We start from the raw sequence: 13,979 nt of genomic DNA, 5'->3' as shown, positions 1-13,979 counted from the left end.
TCGCGGACGTGCTGATCGTCCGTGCGGACAACCGGGACAGCAGCGACAACCGGGGGCAGTTCGCTGGCCTGTTCCGGCGATATCCAGGATTGACGATTGTTCTGATCGCTGTCACACCGCGCCACCTGGAGGCGGGGACGAGGGACGGGACGGTGGTGGCATTGCGCTTCGCCGACCGTCTCGGTCTCTCGTCCGGCTCAGTCGATGTCTTTGCCCGCGCCCTTTACTTCTGGTGGTGCGTCACTGCCGGCGAGCCCGTCGATCCTCGCGCGCATGCCGCCGGCGCGCGAGGAACCCAGGCTGTCGTAGATGTCCAGTGCTGTGGTGAAGTGACGGCGGGCGCTGAACAAATCTCCGCGTCTTTCGGAGATCAGGCCCAACAGGTCGAGAGCTTCCGCGTGTTCGAACGCTGACCCCAAGGTTCGCATCCCTTCTCCTGCCTCGGCCGCGGCGGCCTGGGCCGTGCGAAGCTCACCCAGGTGCAGGTAGGCACCAGCGAGCCCGATCTTCACCCGGAAAAGGTTGTACGGGTCCGCGTCAGCTAGCTGAGTGAGCAGCGCCTCGGCCTGCCGCAGGGCCACGATGGCTTCACCGGCCCGGCCCATCCGAGACTGGAGCATCCCGATATTGATCAGGGTAAGCCCGACATTGCGGCTTTCGCCGAGGCCGCGCTTGGCCTGCAGAACCTGGTGGAACGTTTCCAGGGCCAAAGCTTCCCTACCGGAGTCGCGATACAGCGCGGCCAACATCTCGTGAGCCTCTTCGGCGCCGTGGGCATCGCCGGCCTCGTTGCTTCGCAGCATCGCGGTCTGTAGATGCTCCTCGGCGGCTCGATGGTCGCCGACCACGGTGCAGGTGCGGCCGAGGCGTTTCAGCATGCGGCCTTCGGCCCACGCGTTGCCCCAGAGACGAGCAGCCTCGACGCCGCGAGCATCGATGATCCGCCTGTCACGATAGTGCTTCCGATACAACAGCAGTGCCCAGATCACGTCCGCCAGCTGCCAAGAGAGCTCGGCCCAGCCATGCTCCAGCGCCGCACCGGCGGCGGACATGAGGTTGAGCCTTTCGCGGTCCAACCAGGTCAATGCCTCATCACGGGTCGCGGGCGAGGGCAGCTCCCCTGGATCGGTGAAGTACACGTATGGCAACCGGCGGCGGTACGGCGTGACGATTTCGTCGGCCACAGCGGCGGCAGCGAGATACCACTCAAGCATGGCGAGCAGAGCCTGCGCCCGCTCCGCACTCGTATCCTCGGCATCCGCCTTCCGCAGCGCGTGCAGCCGAAGCAGATCGTGGAACTGAAATCTCTCCTCGGTCACCTCCTGCAGCATGTTCGCCTCGAGCAGGATCTCCGCGTGCCCGCCGCCATCAGCTGCTGGCCCGGCACCCGGCAGGCCAGACGTCACTGCCACGATTGGTCCCAGCCCGAATTCCTGACCCGGGTGCAGCGCGAGCCTGCGATACAGCGCCGCCGGGGCGGCCCCGAGCGCTCGGTACGACCAGTCGAACGTGGCCAGGATTGAGGCGTCCTGCGATCTGTCGAGCACAGTGAGCCGACTCGTTTCGTCGCTGAGATCTCGTGAAACGCGCGCCAGGGTCAACCGTGGCCGAGCCGCCAATCTCGCACCCACCAGGCACAGGGCGATCGGAAGCCCTCCGCAAGTCGCCGCGAGATGCTCGGCCTCCTGGCGCTCCCGGGCAACCCGTTGCGGCCCCACGATATGCGTCAGCAGATTCAGCGATTCCGCCAGGGACAAGGGCGGCACCTCGATGAGCACCCCGCCTTCCGGGATCAGTCCAGCCAGGCGACTCCGGCTCGTGACCAGCGCCATGCCGGAACTCGACGAAGGGAGCAGTACCCGTACCTGTGCGGCGGAGTGCGCATTCTCCAGAAGGACGAGCAACGCGCGGTCGGCTGTTCGCGACCGGTAGAGAGCGGCCAGTTCCTGGAGACTGGGTGGAAGTTCTGCGGACGGCACTCCCAACGCTCTGAGGAACACCCCCAACGCCTCACCGGGGTCGAGCGGTGAGTCATAGCCGACACCACCGAGGTCGATGTGCAGCTGCCCGTCGGGAAACGCGTCCTTGTTGTCTTCTGCCCATCTCCGGGCCAGGCCGGTCTTGCCGATGCCGCCTGGGCCGCTCAGCACGGCCAGGGCGCGGCCGGGTGCGGCGAGGAGACTCCGCAGCTTCGACAGTTCTTCCTCGCGGCCGACGAAGAAGCGGGAAGGAGCGACCAGCTGACGAGGTGTGCCGGGCGGTGGTGACTTGTGGTGGAAGTGCACGCCGCCTGCGATGCTCCCCGCCTGCAAGCTCGTGCCGACCACGACACCCGCTGTATTGATGGTTGCCGGGTGTGTATTTCCGGCACCGAACGAGTAGCCCCGCAAGTCACTACTCCTTTGCGACGCCGATCCGGACGCTTTCACCGACTGACGGGTTGCTGTGGGCGGAGCGCAACTGACCGTCGCCGTGGAAAAAAGCTGTCGAACAACGGCGTATGTTACCGAACGGTCGCTTAGGTAGGTTGCTGTTCGATGAGGAAGCTCGTCATTCGCCAAACCAGGCGGTCTTTGGTGCGATCGATTCAGCACTTTGGTGGCGGGGATCGCTCAACAAGCCGTGAAACCCTTAAAAGGTATTTTCTATGACATTATCGTCGTATTCTTAAGCGTCCCTTAGGGGGTAAGTCGTGACTTGCCTGGCGGTGGAATCTCAGTAGATCATGGGTCAGCGGCCGAGCTGCTCCCGTTCGGGGGGTGCGCTCTGTCGTCGTCATGCCCGTTCTGTGTTGGTGGTCAGCCATTTTGTTGTCCAGTGAGCGGGTGTGACTTGAGACGTTTGGGCCTCCGGGCCGTCGGACACCAAGGAAAGGTCAATTGGACACCATCGTCATAGTCATTATGGTCATGCTTTTTTGCCTAGTCCAAGTGTGGATGAAGTGGACATAGTGGAATAGCTAGACGAGGAATGGGATTCGCTGCGGTGGCGAGTCCCATTTTTCTTGGTGGGTCGTTGACTCGCGATGGACTGTCGGTCCTTCGGTCGGTCGGTGGTCGGGGCTGTGGCGAGCTGTCGAGTGCCCGGGAGGCGATGATCCACGCACCGATACTAGTCATGAGACAACTTGTCGTCAATGCAGCCCCCCTTGTGGGTGTTGTGGGAGCTTGAGGGCTGCCTGCGGCGTTTTGGTGTGGTCGCGAAGCTGACGGGACCAACCGACATCCATGGGCCTCCATCTATCCTCGACCGAGGACCCCTGGCTTGATTCATCGGCGGAGACGGGAGCTACCGTGGCGGACGAGGACATTCTGGGCGCAGTAGCCCTCGCCTTGGCGACCGGAGCGGCCAACGGGCTGACCGAGGCCGGCAGAGCGGCGTTCGCCGCACTGACAGGGCTGGTCCGGCGCCGGTTCCAGGGACGCGAATCGGCACAAGCGGTGCTCGCCGAGGTGGAGACCGAGGCCAAGACAGCCGACTACACCCGCGTCCAGGCCCTTCGCGACGAGCTCGCGCGGACGGTCGCCGACGACCCGGCTTTCGACGAGCAACTTCGGCGTCATTGGGCAGATCTCAGACCACACCTGACCGTCGATACCGGCGGCGTGGTCAACAACCTGTCCAGCTCCGTCGGAGGAAATGTGGTGCAGGCCCGCGATGTACACGGTGGCATCTCGTTCGGGGAGGCCGGGCCCCGTCGTCCCGAAGCAAGGCATTGATCATCACTGGTGGGGTCGGCAGGGGCCCTTGACTATATGGACGCCCCCGGCGGCTAACGTCCAGGCGGACGCGCGCCAGCCGGACTTCGGCGTTGTACGAGGTTGGTCACCCCGCATGCGCCCTGCGTGGCAGCGAGGCCCTCGAGCATGCCGCCACCGCTGTTCCCGGCCGTCGCCGGAGTCAGTCCACCAGTCCATGAACGGCTCGGCTGAGCCGTTGGATCCGTTCGCCGCTGCGTTGATCCTCCTGAGCAATCCAGTCCTTTCCTTCGGCCGCGATGCCCTCCAGGATGTGGAGCGTGTTGCGGAGCCCGGCCGCGTCCACCGTCAGATCCGCCACAGTGCCGGGACGCTCGCCCATCCTGAGTCGCTCTTCCCCCGATCCGGTCACGGGTATCTCGAACTGGTAACCGCTAACTAGAGCAAGTTCAAACGTACGTTCGTGACGGTTACCCTCCGTCACGCGGACCGATGCGACCGCGTCGAAGCGATAGTTGGTCCGCTGCCGGTTTCCGAATTCCGCCTTCAAGAAGTCGAGATCGGCGGCCATCTGGCGGACACCGTCGGTGGTGAGCAGGAAGACGAGCATCCGGTAGCGGGAGAAGCGCCATGGCCCATGCAGCACCCGGGCGGATTCGCAGCCCGGCGCGGGCGCCTCGATGAACGTATGCATGATCATGTTGCTGGGCCGCATCTTGTAGTGCCGCAGCGCCGCATCCATGAGCATCAAGCGGTCGCATTCCAGCCACCCCGCCATCTCTGTGTCGGTCGGCGTATCACTCAGTTTGTCAGTCCAGCGCCGGTATGCCGCCTGGCTCCGGGCGTAGACGTCGTCGTTCTCGGCCATTTCGTCGGCGTACCGCCGATGTTCCACGACGACTCGGCCGCCGGCCGTCGCGGCTACCCAGTAGCTGACCACCATCAGGAGAACGGCAAGAGAAGCGCGCAGAGGTTCCTGCGGCACCGCACCCACCAAGGCGCGAGCACCCGCCACCGTGCTGATGGCCGCGGCGCCGACGACGGCCAGCTTTCTCGACAGCGGCGTCCGATAGGTTTCGCGGTAGTCCCATAGTGTGTTTCGCAGCCACCGCTGCTTGACGACACTTACCCGGTGGCGGATCAGCCAGGCGATCGCGTCGGCCTCCACCGGGCTGTCGCGGTACGCCTTCACCACCTCGTTGCGGATGCTGCGGCGTATGCCCGCTGTCTCCGCCAGCCAGGATTCCCGGTCGATGCCGGCAGGAACGTATTTACGGAAACACGCGCGGAATATCCGATCGACTTGGCTGGCGAAGCCGCCCGGCGGAGGCGGTCGGTGCTGTCTGGGCAGCGTGTGGTATTCCCGGTTCTTCGCCCGTAGGCGGTCGTTCCGGAAGCGCCATTCGACGCCGTTCCAGGCCCAGACCGCTCCACCGAGGATGCCGGTCACGTACGCAAGGATGGGGAGAGACTCACCACGCTGCAGCAACAGCGAGCCGAGGTAGAGCGTCGTGGCGACACTCCCGATTACCGCAACAGCCAAACTGGCCCGGACCCCGATTGTGATCGAGGCCGGCTCAGGAGCGACCCTCCGGGGAGGGGCGGGATCGGGTTCGAAGAACTTCCAGGTGCGTTTCGCCCGGTCTCTGGCCAGTTGGCTGTCCGCCGCCTCCTGCATCGCGCGACGCCAGGCGTAGTCCTCCAGCGGGCCCTTCAGGAACATCTCCAAATGGCGCGTGATTTTTCTTCGCTGGATGTCGCCGAGCTTGTCGAAACTGTCGCTCCCGATCGGGTGGTGGTCCGCAGCCGCGATGTTCCGGAGCAGCCGCTCGATGAACCTGACCCCTTCGACCCAGTCGTCCGTGCCGAACCCGGGTTGGTCCCGCGCCGCTTCGAGCCTGGTGAAGTCCCGCTGGGAGAGCATCTGGAGGGTCCGCCCGCTCAGCAGCGACAGTAGCTGGTGGAAGCGGACTTCGCTGTTCAGGTGTCCCTTGGCGATCGCTTCCTCGATCAGTTCCAGCGCTCGTTGCGGCACGCCGTTGTCGAGATATCGGACTCCCACCTCGTACTGCTGTTTCGGCGACGCGTCCGGGTCGAGTTGGTAGATGTTGATCTCATGTACGACACCGGCTTGCACGCCGACTCTGGCCGAATCCTCGGCGATATTCGTGACCGTTGGCTCGGCAGGTCTCACTGCAGGCCTCGGACCAGATGGATGATCGCAGTGAGGCGGGTGGCGAGCTCCGTCACCTCGCTGACCAGACCCAGCAGCCTCTTCAGTGCCGTCTTCAAGGTCCGCAGGTCCGGTGGGCTCTGCGCCAGCGATTTGTGCACGATGGAGAGTTCCGCCTCGGCCGCGGCGAAGTCGTCCTCATCCAGGGCGCCTGCCTCGCCTGCGTGACCGAGTCGCCGGTGGAAGTCGGCGAGCAGTTCGGCGAGATCACCCGTGTCGTGCTGCGCGGCACCAATGCTGACGCCGCCGTACACCTGGCCGGCTTGCACACCTACCCAAGCGTTGTCGCTGGCGATGTTGTGAACCGTGAGATTCGCCGTGGTCATGGGCCTCTCCCCGTTTCGACGGCTGCCGCCGGCGGCTGGCCCGGCGAGTTCGACGGCGAGTGCGGCGGCGAACGTTGCCGCATCGACGATTGCCTTCTGCTGCCATCGATTCCGGTCGGTGGTCTCCTTGGTGCCGTCGGCCCGGTCGCTGATGCCCCGGACCACGACGACCGGAAGCCCTCCGCTGAGGTGCCCGGCTTGGGCCACCCCGGCACCCTCCATTTCGATAGCCAGCGCATCGTTGTAGTGCTCGCGTACCCAGCGCGCCTGCGCGGAGACCTTCGAGTTCAGCACCATCTCGCCGGCGGCAATCGGACCGAAGTGGATCCGAGCGGAGGAGTGGCGGGCCAGGTGGCGGGCGATCTGGTCGGCGCGGTGCGAGGTTTCCCAGACACGCGGCCGGCTCTTCGTACCGTCGTCCTCGCTGGTGCCGCCGTGGTAGGCGTAGATGTGGGTGGCCACCACAACATCGCCCAACGCGATGTGAGAATGCAGGGCGCCGGCGATGCCGACAAAGATCAGCGCAGCAGGTGCGAATTCCCCTATTGCGCGCTCGGTCAGCACCGCCGCAGGATGCGTGCCCTTGCCGACCAGTGCCAAGGCCACCTCGACGCCGCTGCCGGCGAGCCGGCCCACCTCGAAGCGGGTCCCGTGTTCGTGGGTCCGCACCTCAGGGTCGACCAGCATTTTGCTGACCGCTCGGTACTCCAGATCCAAGGCGGTCAGGATGACGATTGGCCGAGGTTTCATCGGACTGCTCCTTCCTTGTCGGCAACTTCGGCGGATCGGACCATCGGCGGGTACAGGACCTTCGACGGGCCGGCCCGGAAGAGCCGGGCGAGGCGCCCCGAGTCGGCCGCTCGAGCTGATCCGGCCGCCACGACGAAGCCGTCAGCACTTTGGACCTTGCGATAGAAATTGCGTGGGTCGAGCCGGACGCCCCATACGGCCTCGTACACTCGCTTCAGCTCGGCGAGGGTGAAGACAGACCCGCAGAATGCGGTAGCCAGGGTGGAACGCTCGAGCTTTTGACGTGCACGTTCGACACCATCGGTGACGATCCGGCGGTGGTCGAAGGCGACTCGCAGACTCCCGGACAGCACTCGCTCCGCCGGCTCCCAATGAGCGCCGGCCGCATCCGTGCCGGCGACTGGCCAGGGCAGGCGCGGCAGGATCGCCAGATACGCCACGGAGATAACTCGGCCGCGCGGGTCACGCCCGGGAGCACCATAGAGGCCAAGTTGCTCCAGGTGCAGAGAGTCGACGGCAAGACCGGTTTCCTCGGCGAGCTCCCGCTGTGCCGCGTCGCCGATGTCCTCGCCGAGATGATTGAGGAACCCGCCCGGTAGAGCCATCTCGCCCCGGTACGGGTCGACGCCACGTTCGACGAGCAAGACGCGCAGGTGGGAATCCCGCAGCGTCAAGATCACTAAGTCGACGGCGAGCAACACCAATGGGGGAGACCAAGGGTCATCTTCCATGTACACACCGTACGGGATTGTCAGTCTGACAATCAGCATCCTGATCATGCCAACTTAGAGGATCATCAATGTCATGCTGGGTTGAGGCGGGTTCCGACTCGATCGACTTCAGCAAGCCGATCGCCGGAACATCGTCCGGATTCTGGCTCCGGGGTGAGACAACAAAGCGACGGTGCGGGCCGCCTGGGGAGGCGGCCCGCACCGTCGCCGAACGCCGGGCGTGTTGCGCCCGTCTGCCGGAATGCTGGTGGGTGGGAGTTGCTGGTCTAGAGGCGGGCTGTCGTCACCCGGGAGGATTCGTAGGTGGTGGTGGCTTGGGGTAGGCCCGGTACGGTGGATACGTCCTTGATCAGCATGCCGGTCTTGGCGTCGATGGTCAGCACCTCGCCGCCCTCGCCGCCGAACACCTCGGGGCCGGCGGTGATCGTCAGCGTGGCCTTGCCGTTGGTGGTCGAGTTCTTGACGCTGACCGCGGAGATGGTGGACAGCAGACGCAGTACACCGGACCGGACCTGCGTGTTGCCGTCACCGGCGGACAGCGCTTGGGTGCTGTAGGTCCACAGGGCGTTGTCGAAGTGCCGCTTGACGGCTTGAGGGCTGTACGGCTTCGCCTTGGCGTTGCCGCCCTTCTGCTTGATGATCACCTGGGCCGCCGCCTGCTGCTTGTCCCACTCCGCCTGCTGGGCCGCGGGGTCGAGGCCAACCAGCTTGTCCTTGGCTGCCTTGAGCATGAGGGTCCGGCCGTCCTCCGGGCTGCTGTCCGCTGCGGCGACGGCTGCCTTGAGCAGCGGAGCGTAGCCGCCGGCCTTCATCTGGTCCTGGTGGCGGGTGATCGCACGCTTGATGTCCTTCACGCTGTTGCCCGTGTAGATCGCGTGACCGTCGGTGTACAGGGTGTAGACGACCTGCATGGTCTTGGTACCGTGCACCTGAGTCGCTTTCACCAGCCACGCGTTGCCCGTCGACGGGGTGACCGTCTTGATGGACCCGGCCAGCGTCATCAGCGGCGCGTGGTCGGCGGACCCGTCGACGATGGCCGGCCCTGAGGCGGTGGTCGGTGAATCCTTGCCGGTCACCGCGTCCCCGGTCGCTGACGAGCTGAGCACCACAGCGACGACCGCCGCCGCGGCGGCGACTCCTACCCCGGCGCCGATGCCGAGCCGGCCCGCGATACCGATCCTGCGGCGGCGCTGAATCGCCGGGCTGGATTCGTGTTGCCGCGTGGTTGTCGTCGTTTCCATGGTCGAAGTCGTCTCCATAGTCGTGTCCTTCGCTGATATCGCGTCCAGCAACCGCACGGTTGTGGGGTCGGCTATCGCCGCCCGTAGCACCGCTCGCGCCCGCTGATACGCCTCTGGGCGCAGTGGTTCTGCGCTGCCCAACTCACCGACCAGATCGAGCTCGTCGGTCATCGGTGTCTCTCCTTCGCGCTGTTGCGGTCCTTCAGAAGCGCGGACACCCCCGGCGCGTCGCGTAATGCCGTTCTGGCCTGGCTCAGCAGCCGCCGCGCGGTGCCGGCCGGCATGCCGAGTGTTCGTGCGGCGTCGGCTGCGGTCAGGTCCTCCCAGGCGACCAGCCTCAGGACCTCCCGCTCTTCGGGTTTGAGCCGGATCAGGGCTGACCGGAGTACCGCCCGGGCGTCCACGCCGAGGTCCACCGCCGCCCACGGATCCCATCCGGTAGCCAGGTCCGGTACGTCCGCGACCAGGTCCTCGGCCGGCCGGGACCGCCAGTAGCGACGCAAGCGGTTCATTGCCACCCCGTACAGCCACGGCCGCGCGTCGTCGTACGACAGGTCGTACGATCGCCGCGACTCGAACGCCGCAACCCAAACCTCGCCCAGCAGGTCCTCTGCCGCGTCGCGGCCCGCCCGGCGGACCAGGTACGAACCGACGGCCGCCTCATGACGCTCGACCACCTCCACGAAGGCGTCGACATCGCCGTCCAGCGACTGGCCTATCAAATCCGCATCCGAAGCCATGGCCCTCCTCGGCAAGTTCCGTGCTTCCAACCTGACATTGCCAATCAGCCAGGAAAGTGTTCAGGCTCCGAGGCGTCGAGGTCCGAGGACGAGCCGCGGATCCGCCGTCGAGGCCGATCTCAAGTCACCCCGTACCCCCGTCGCTCTGAGGCCCGACGGGGCCGCTCAGGATGTGCTCCGACCGAGCCTGGGCCCCGCGCACCCCACGGTGCGCGATCGAGGTTTGTGTGATCGCATCGATGGACGTTGACTGTTAGCTTCGGGGTTGTGACCGGGCGTGCCAGGGGGCCGCACAGTGGCGAGACCGGCGACGCTGCGTCATCGCCGGGGCGTCGGGGACACGGCGACGGTGGGCCCGCGACGCGGCCGCATGCGGCGGGGAACGTGGCGGAAGCGCAGGACGCTATCGCGGAGGCCGCGCGCGCCGGGCGAGCAGGCTCCGGTGTGGTTGCCGGGCCGGGTGCCAATTTCCGTGACGGCTCGTACGGCGGCCATTCCAACCGGCCCTGGGACGCAGCGGACTACGAGCGCCAGGATCGGTGGGCCAATAGCGCCTACGACCACATCCGGGAAGATGCCGACGCCGACGTCATCGCAAGCCACCTGCACGACGTCGATCGGCTTGACGGCTCGACGGGATTCTCGGCCGAGGAGATCGACCGGATCCGCGACCACGTCTTCTTCGAGGAACACCCGCTTTCCGACTACGACGGCGGGGTCGTGTATCGGCGGTACGACGCCAGCCCCGACATGGCAGAGGCCTGGCTGCGGCTACGCTCCGGACACGCGAAACCCGAGGACATCGCGTTGCTGGAGCATGAATCGGCGGAGGCACGCTACTACGACGCCCATCCGGGTGCGACCTACGAGGAAGCCCACCGCGCGGCCAATGAGGTCTCCAACTGGCAGAATCAGATCCCGGCCCCGACCTACGAGGACTATTCGAGACCCTGGAGGTAACCGTGGGCATGATGGTGGTCGGGCGAAAGGTCGCGGAGACCGCGGACGAGGTTCGGTACGAATTCGGGCTCGATCGGCAGTTTGATCGGGTGCTGACCATCGACAAGCGCACCTGGCAGATAGCGCCCGAGGACGGCCGGTTCGATCCTGCCGCCGGCGCGGTAGCAGCGAAGATCAAACGGGCCTGGCAGGATCAAGGCGAGTTTCCGCCGGGCGTCGTCTTCGCCAGTTGAGGTTCGGCCGAGCCCACGCGTGTCTCGCTGGTCAAGGCGAAGTACGCCGAGCCTCGCCGGCTTCGCCTTGGGCCGAGCGTGTGGCGATGCGGCCGGGGGATTGCGGCATGATGGTGGGCGTGGCGCCGCGGGCCGGTGCCCCGCGCGCAGCCGCCGAGGTCAGTGCCGGCCTGGCGCGGTTAGCATGATCGAACGAGGAGCACTCCAGTGACCGCGGACGCCCGGGACCGTACGACTGGGAGCAGGAGCATCTCCGTCGCCCTCACCGAGGACGAGATCCTTCGGCGGGGTCTCGACACCTTCGCCGAGCTGGGCTATGAGGCGACCACCGTGCGCGAGTTGGCCCGGCGGTTGAAGGTCAGCCACAACTTCGTCAATGACCGTTACGGGTCCAAGGCGCGTTTCTGGCGGGCCGTGGTGGATGCCGCGATGCGTGAGCGTGGCGAAGAGTTGAAGGCCGTCATCGGGGAGCTCCCGGACGAGGAGCTTCTCGTCGCCACGGTCACCCGCTTCTACCGGGCGGCGGCACAGACTCCCGATGTGAACCGGCTGGTCGCGGATGAGTCGGTGCGTGACTCCGATCGCCTGGACTATCTGCACGAGCATTTCATCGAGCCGTTCTGGGCCGGCATCCGACCGACCGTCGAGCGGCTCATGGCCACCGGCCGGATGCCGCGGACGGCGATGGACATGGTCTTCTTCGCGATCACCGGACCGGCACTGGCCATGACTCACGAGCCGCTGGCCTATCGGCTGGGCCGGTCCCGCGACTGGAACGTCCGGGAGCGGGAGGAGTCCGCGGAGGCGATGGCCAATCTCGTGATGCGCGGACTCCTCCCGCACCGGTCCTGACTCGGTCCTCGGTGAGTGCCTCCGTCAGCGCCGGACAGCGACGGCGCCGGACGCGCGGGGCACTCACCCGGCGAACTCGTCCAGAATTTCCAGCGGTCGTGGATGATCGCGGTGGTAGTGCCAAGGTGAGCGTCCGGGTCTACACCGCTGAGCGGAGGGTTCTTCAGACATGGTGACCGACATCGTTGCTGATATCGCCGAGGGCCGCACTGCCCTCGGGATCGAGCTCGGTTCGACCAGGATCAAGGCGGTGCTGATCGGACCCGATCATGAGTCGCTCGCGGTCGGCGGCCACGACTGGGAGAACCAGTTCGTCGACCGGATGTGGACGTACTCCCTCGAGGCAGTCCGGAACGGGCTGCGGGACTGTTACGCGGCGCTGGCCGCCGACGTCCGGCAGCGGTACGGCGTCGAGTTGACCACGGTCGGGGCGCTCGGCGTGTCCGCGATGATGCACGGCTATCTGGCTTTCGACGCCGACGACGAACTGCTGACGCCGTTCCGCACGTGGCGTAACACCAACACCGGCGAGGCGACAGAGCGGTTGAGTGCGGAGTTCGGGCACAGCATCCCCCACAGGTGGAGTGTCGCGCACCTGTACCAAGCGATCCTGAACGGCGAAGACCACGTCGGGCGCCTGGCACACCTGACGACCTTGGCGGGGTACGTGCACTGGCAGCTCACCGGTGAGAAGGTGCTCGGGGTCGGCGATGCCAGCGGCATGTTCCCGATCGATATCAGCACCGGCGGCTATGACGCCACGATGCTGGCTCGGTTCGACCAGCTCGTCGCCGGCGCCGGAGTGGACCTGACGCTGGTCGACCTGCTGCCGGCGATCAAGGTTGCCGGCCAGCCGGCCGGTCAGCTCACCGACAAGGGAGCGAAACTGCTCGACCCCACCGGTCGGCTGAGCCCGGGGGCCCCGCTGTGCCCGCCCGAGGGAGACGCCGGCACGGGCATGGTGGCCACGAATTCGGTCGCGCCGCGAACCGGCAATGTCTCCGCCGGCACGAGCATCTTCGCCATGGTCGTCCTCGAGCAGCCGCTCAGTCGTGTGCACCGCGAGTTGGACCTGGTCACCACGCCGGCCGGTGACCTGGTCGCGATGGTGCACTGCAACAACGGGGCGAGTGAGCTGAACGCGTGGGTGGGCTTGTTCGCGGAGTTCGCGGAGGCTCTCGGCGTGAAGGCGGGCTTGTCGACGATCTTCGAGACGTTGTTCACCGCGGCGTTGGCCGGCGCGCCCGACTGCGGTGGCCTGATGTCGTACAACTATCTCTCCGGTGAGCCGATCACCGGCCTGGAAGAGGGTCGACCGCTGTTCGTTCGTTCCCCTGACAGTCGCTTCGACCTGGCCACGTTCATGCGGACGCACTTGTTCGCCTCGCTGGCCACGCTACGGATCGGCATGGAGGTGCTGCAGAAGAACGAGGGCGTACGGCTGGATCGGATGTTCGCCCACGGCGGGCTGTTCAAGACCAAGGGCGTTGCGCAGCAGTTCCTGGCCGCCGCGGTCAACGTCCCGGTCTCCGTCGGCGACGTCGCCGCTGAGGGCGGGGCATGGGGCATCGCCGTGCTGGCCGCGTTCCTGCGCGACCGAGACCCCGCGCAAAGTCTGGCCGACTATCTCGCCGGCCAGGTCTTCGTCGACGTGTCTCTGCGCACCGAGACGCCGGCCGAGGCCGACGTCGCCGGTTTCGAGACGTTCATCCGTCGGTACGTAGCCGCGTTGCCGGTGGAACAGGCCGCCGTCGAGCACCTCTGAGCATGATCGGACTCGGCCGGAATACAGCTGACGACGGCCTGTCGCCGCAGAACCGGGAGGCGACTCGAAGGGCGACCGTGGTGGTCATCGGAGGTGGGCAGTCCGGTCTGTCGGCCGCCTATCACCTCAAGCGACGCGGCTTCCACAGCGCGTTGACGATGCCGGACTCCGCCCGGACCTTCGTGGTGGTCGATGCCGAACCCGAGCCGGGAGGAGCCTGGCGCCACCGGTGGCAGTCGCTGCGGATGGCGACTGTGAACGGCATCTTCGACCTGCCCGGCTTCCCGAAACCGCCCATCGATCCTGCCGAGCCCAGCCGCACGGCGGTCCCGCACTACTTCGCGGCCTTCGAGCGGCTAACAGACCTGCCCATCCTGCGTCCGGTGACGGTCACCGCCGTCCGGCGTGCCGACAGCGACCCGGACGGCGAACTCGTGGTCGATACCAGCC

At 66.4% G+C, this 13,979-nt stretch carries 12 protein-coding genes; 6 read left to right on the top strand and 6 right to left on the bottom strand.

Features of this window, described 5'->3' with window-relative positions; translation table 11 throughout:
- Positions 1 to 197: 197 nt before the first annotated feature.
- A complete protein-coding gene (locus DMB66_RS32885; RefSeq protein WP_125808015.1) occupies positions 198 to 2,390 on the bottom strand; it encodes a tetratricopeptide repeat protein in 2,193 nt (730 codons plus the stop codon).
- Positions 2,391 to 3,293: 903 nt separating this feature from the next.
- On the opposite strand from DMB66_RS32885, the gene DMB66_RS32880 reads away from it, so the two are divergent.
- Positions 3,294 to 3,719, top strand: coding sequence for a hypothetical protein (locus DMB66_RS32880; RefSeq protein WP_125808014.1), 426 nt, complete (start codon positions 3,294 to 3,296; stop codon positions 3,717 to 3,719).
- A 181-nt stretch (positions 3,720 to 3,900) separates the two neighbouring features.
- Here DMB66_RS32880 and DMB66_RS32875 read toward each other — a convergent pair whose 3' ends face one another.
- The 5 genes from DMB66_RS32875 to DMB66_RS32855 all read right to left on the bottom strand — a co-directional run bounded on the left by DMB66_RS32875 (position 3,901) and on the right by DMB66_RS32855 (position 9,719).
- Positions 3,901 to 5,892, bottom strand: a complete 1,992-nt coding sequence (locus tag DMB66_RS32875) for a hypothetical protein (RefSeq protein WP_125808013.1) — start codon at positions 5,890 to 5,892, stop codon at positions 3,901 to 3,903.
- A complete protein-coding gene (locus DMB66_RS32870) occupies positions 5,889 to 7,007 on the bottom strand; it encodes a 5'-methylthioadenosine/S-adenosylhomocysteine nucleosidase (RefSeq protein WP_125808012.1) in 1,119 nt (372 codons plus the stop codon). The genes DMB66_RS32875 and DMB66_RS32870 overlap by 4 nt, the downstream gene beginning before the upstream one ends.
- A complete protein-coding gene (locus tag DMB66_RS32865) occupies positions 7,004 to 7,738 on the bottom strand; it encodes an NUDIX domain-containing protein (RefSeq protein WP_125808028.1) in 735 nt (244 codons plus the stop codon). The genes DMB66_RS32870 and DMB66_RS32865 overlap by 4 nt, the downstream gene beginning before the upstream one ends.
- Positions 7,739 to 8,004: 266 nt before the next feature.
- Positions 8,005 to 9,150 (bottom strand): hypothetical protein, encoded by a 1,146-nt coding sequence (locus tag DMB66_RS32860; protein WP_125808011.1) that lies wholly within the window; start codon positions 9,148 to 9,150, stop codon positions 8,005 to 8,007.
- Positions 9,147 to 9,719: an RNA polymerase sigma factor gene (locus tag DMB66_RS32855; protein ID WP_125808010.1), complete on the bottom strand. Its 573-nt coding sequence runs from the start codon at positions 9,717 to 9,719 to the stop codon at positions 9,147 to 9,149. Before DMB66_RS32855 ends, DMB66_RS32860 begins: the two co-directional genes overlap by 4 nt.
- A 384-nt stretch (positions 9,720 to 10,103) precedes the next feature.
- Here DMB66_RS32855 and DMB66_RS32850 point away from each other — a divergent pair, with 384 nt between their 5' ends.
- The 5 genes from DMB66_RS32850 to DMB66_RS32830 form a co-directional block, all read left to right on the top strand.
- Positions 10,104 to 10,679: a hypothetical protein gene (locus DMB66_RS32850; RefSeq protein WP_125808009.1), complete on the top strand. Its 576-nt coding sequence runs from the start codon at positions 10,104 to 10,106 to the stop codon at positions 10,677 to 10,679.
- Between the two features lie 8 nt (positions 10,680 to 10,687).
- The gene (locus DMB66_RS32845; RefSeq protein ID WP_233625016.1) at positions 10,688 to 10,912 is read left to right on the top strand and encodes a hypothetical protein; all 225 of its coding nucleotides are present in this window, start codon (positions 10,688 to 10,690) and stop codon (positions 10,910 to 10,912) included.
- Between the two features lie 207 nt (positions 10,913 to 11,119).
- On the top strand, positions 11,120 to 11,764 hold the full coding sequence (locus DMB66_RS32840; RefSeq protein WP_125808007.1) for a TetR/AcrR family transcriptional regulator: 645 nt from the start codon (positions 11,120 to 11,122) through the stop codon (positions 11,762 to 11,764).
- A gap of 169 nt (positions 11,765 to 11,933) precedes the next feature.
- Complete coding sequence (locus tag DMB66_RS32835) at positions 11,934 to 13,529, top strand: xylulokinase (protein WP_125808006.1); 1,596 nt, start codon at positions 11,934 to 11,936, stop codon at positions 13,527 to 13,529.
- A gap of 2 nt (positions 13,530 to 13,531) precedes the next feature.
- Positions 13,532 to 13,979: NAD(P)-binding protein (locus DMB66_RS32830; protein WP_125808005.1), on the top strand; the 448-nt coding region annotated here is incomplete at its 3' end.

It is taken from the genome of Actinoplanes sp. ATCC 53533, from assembly GCF_003947245.1.
This window is presented reverse-complemented; position numbering and strand designations above follow the sequence as displayed.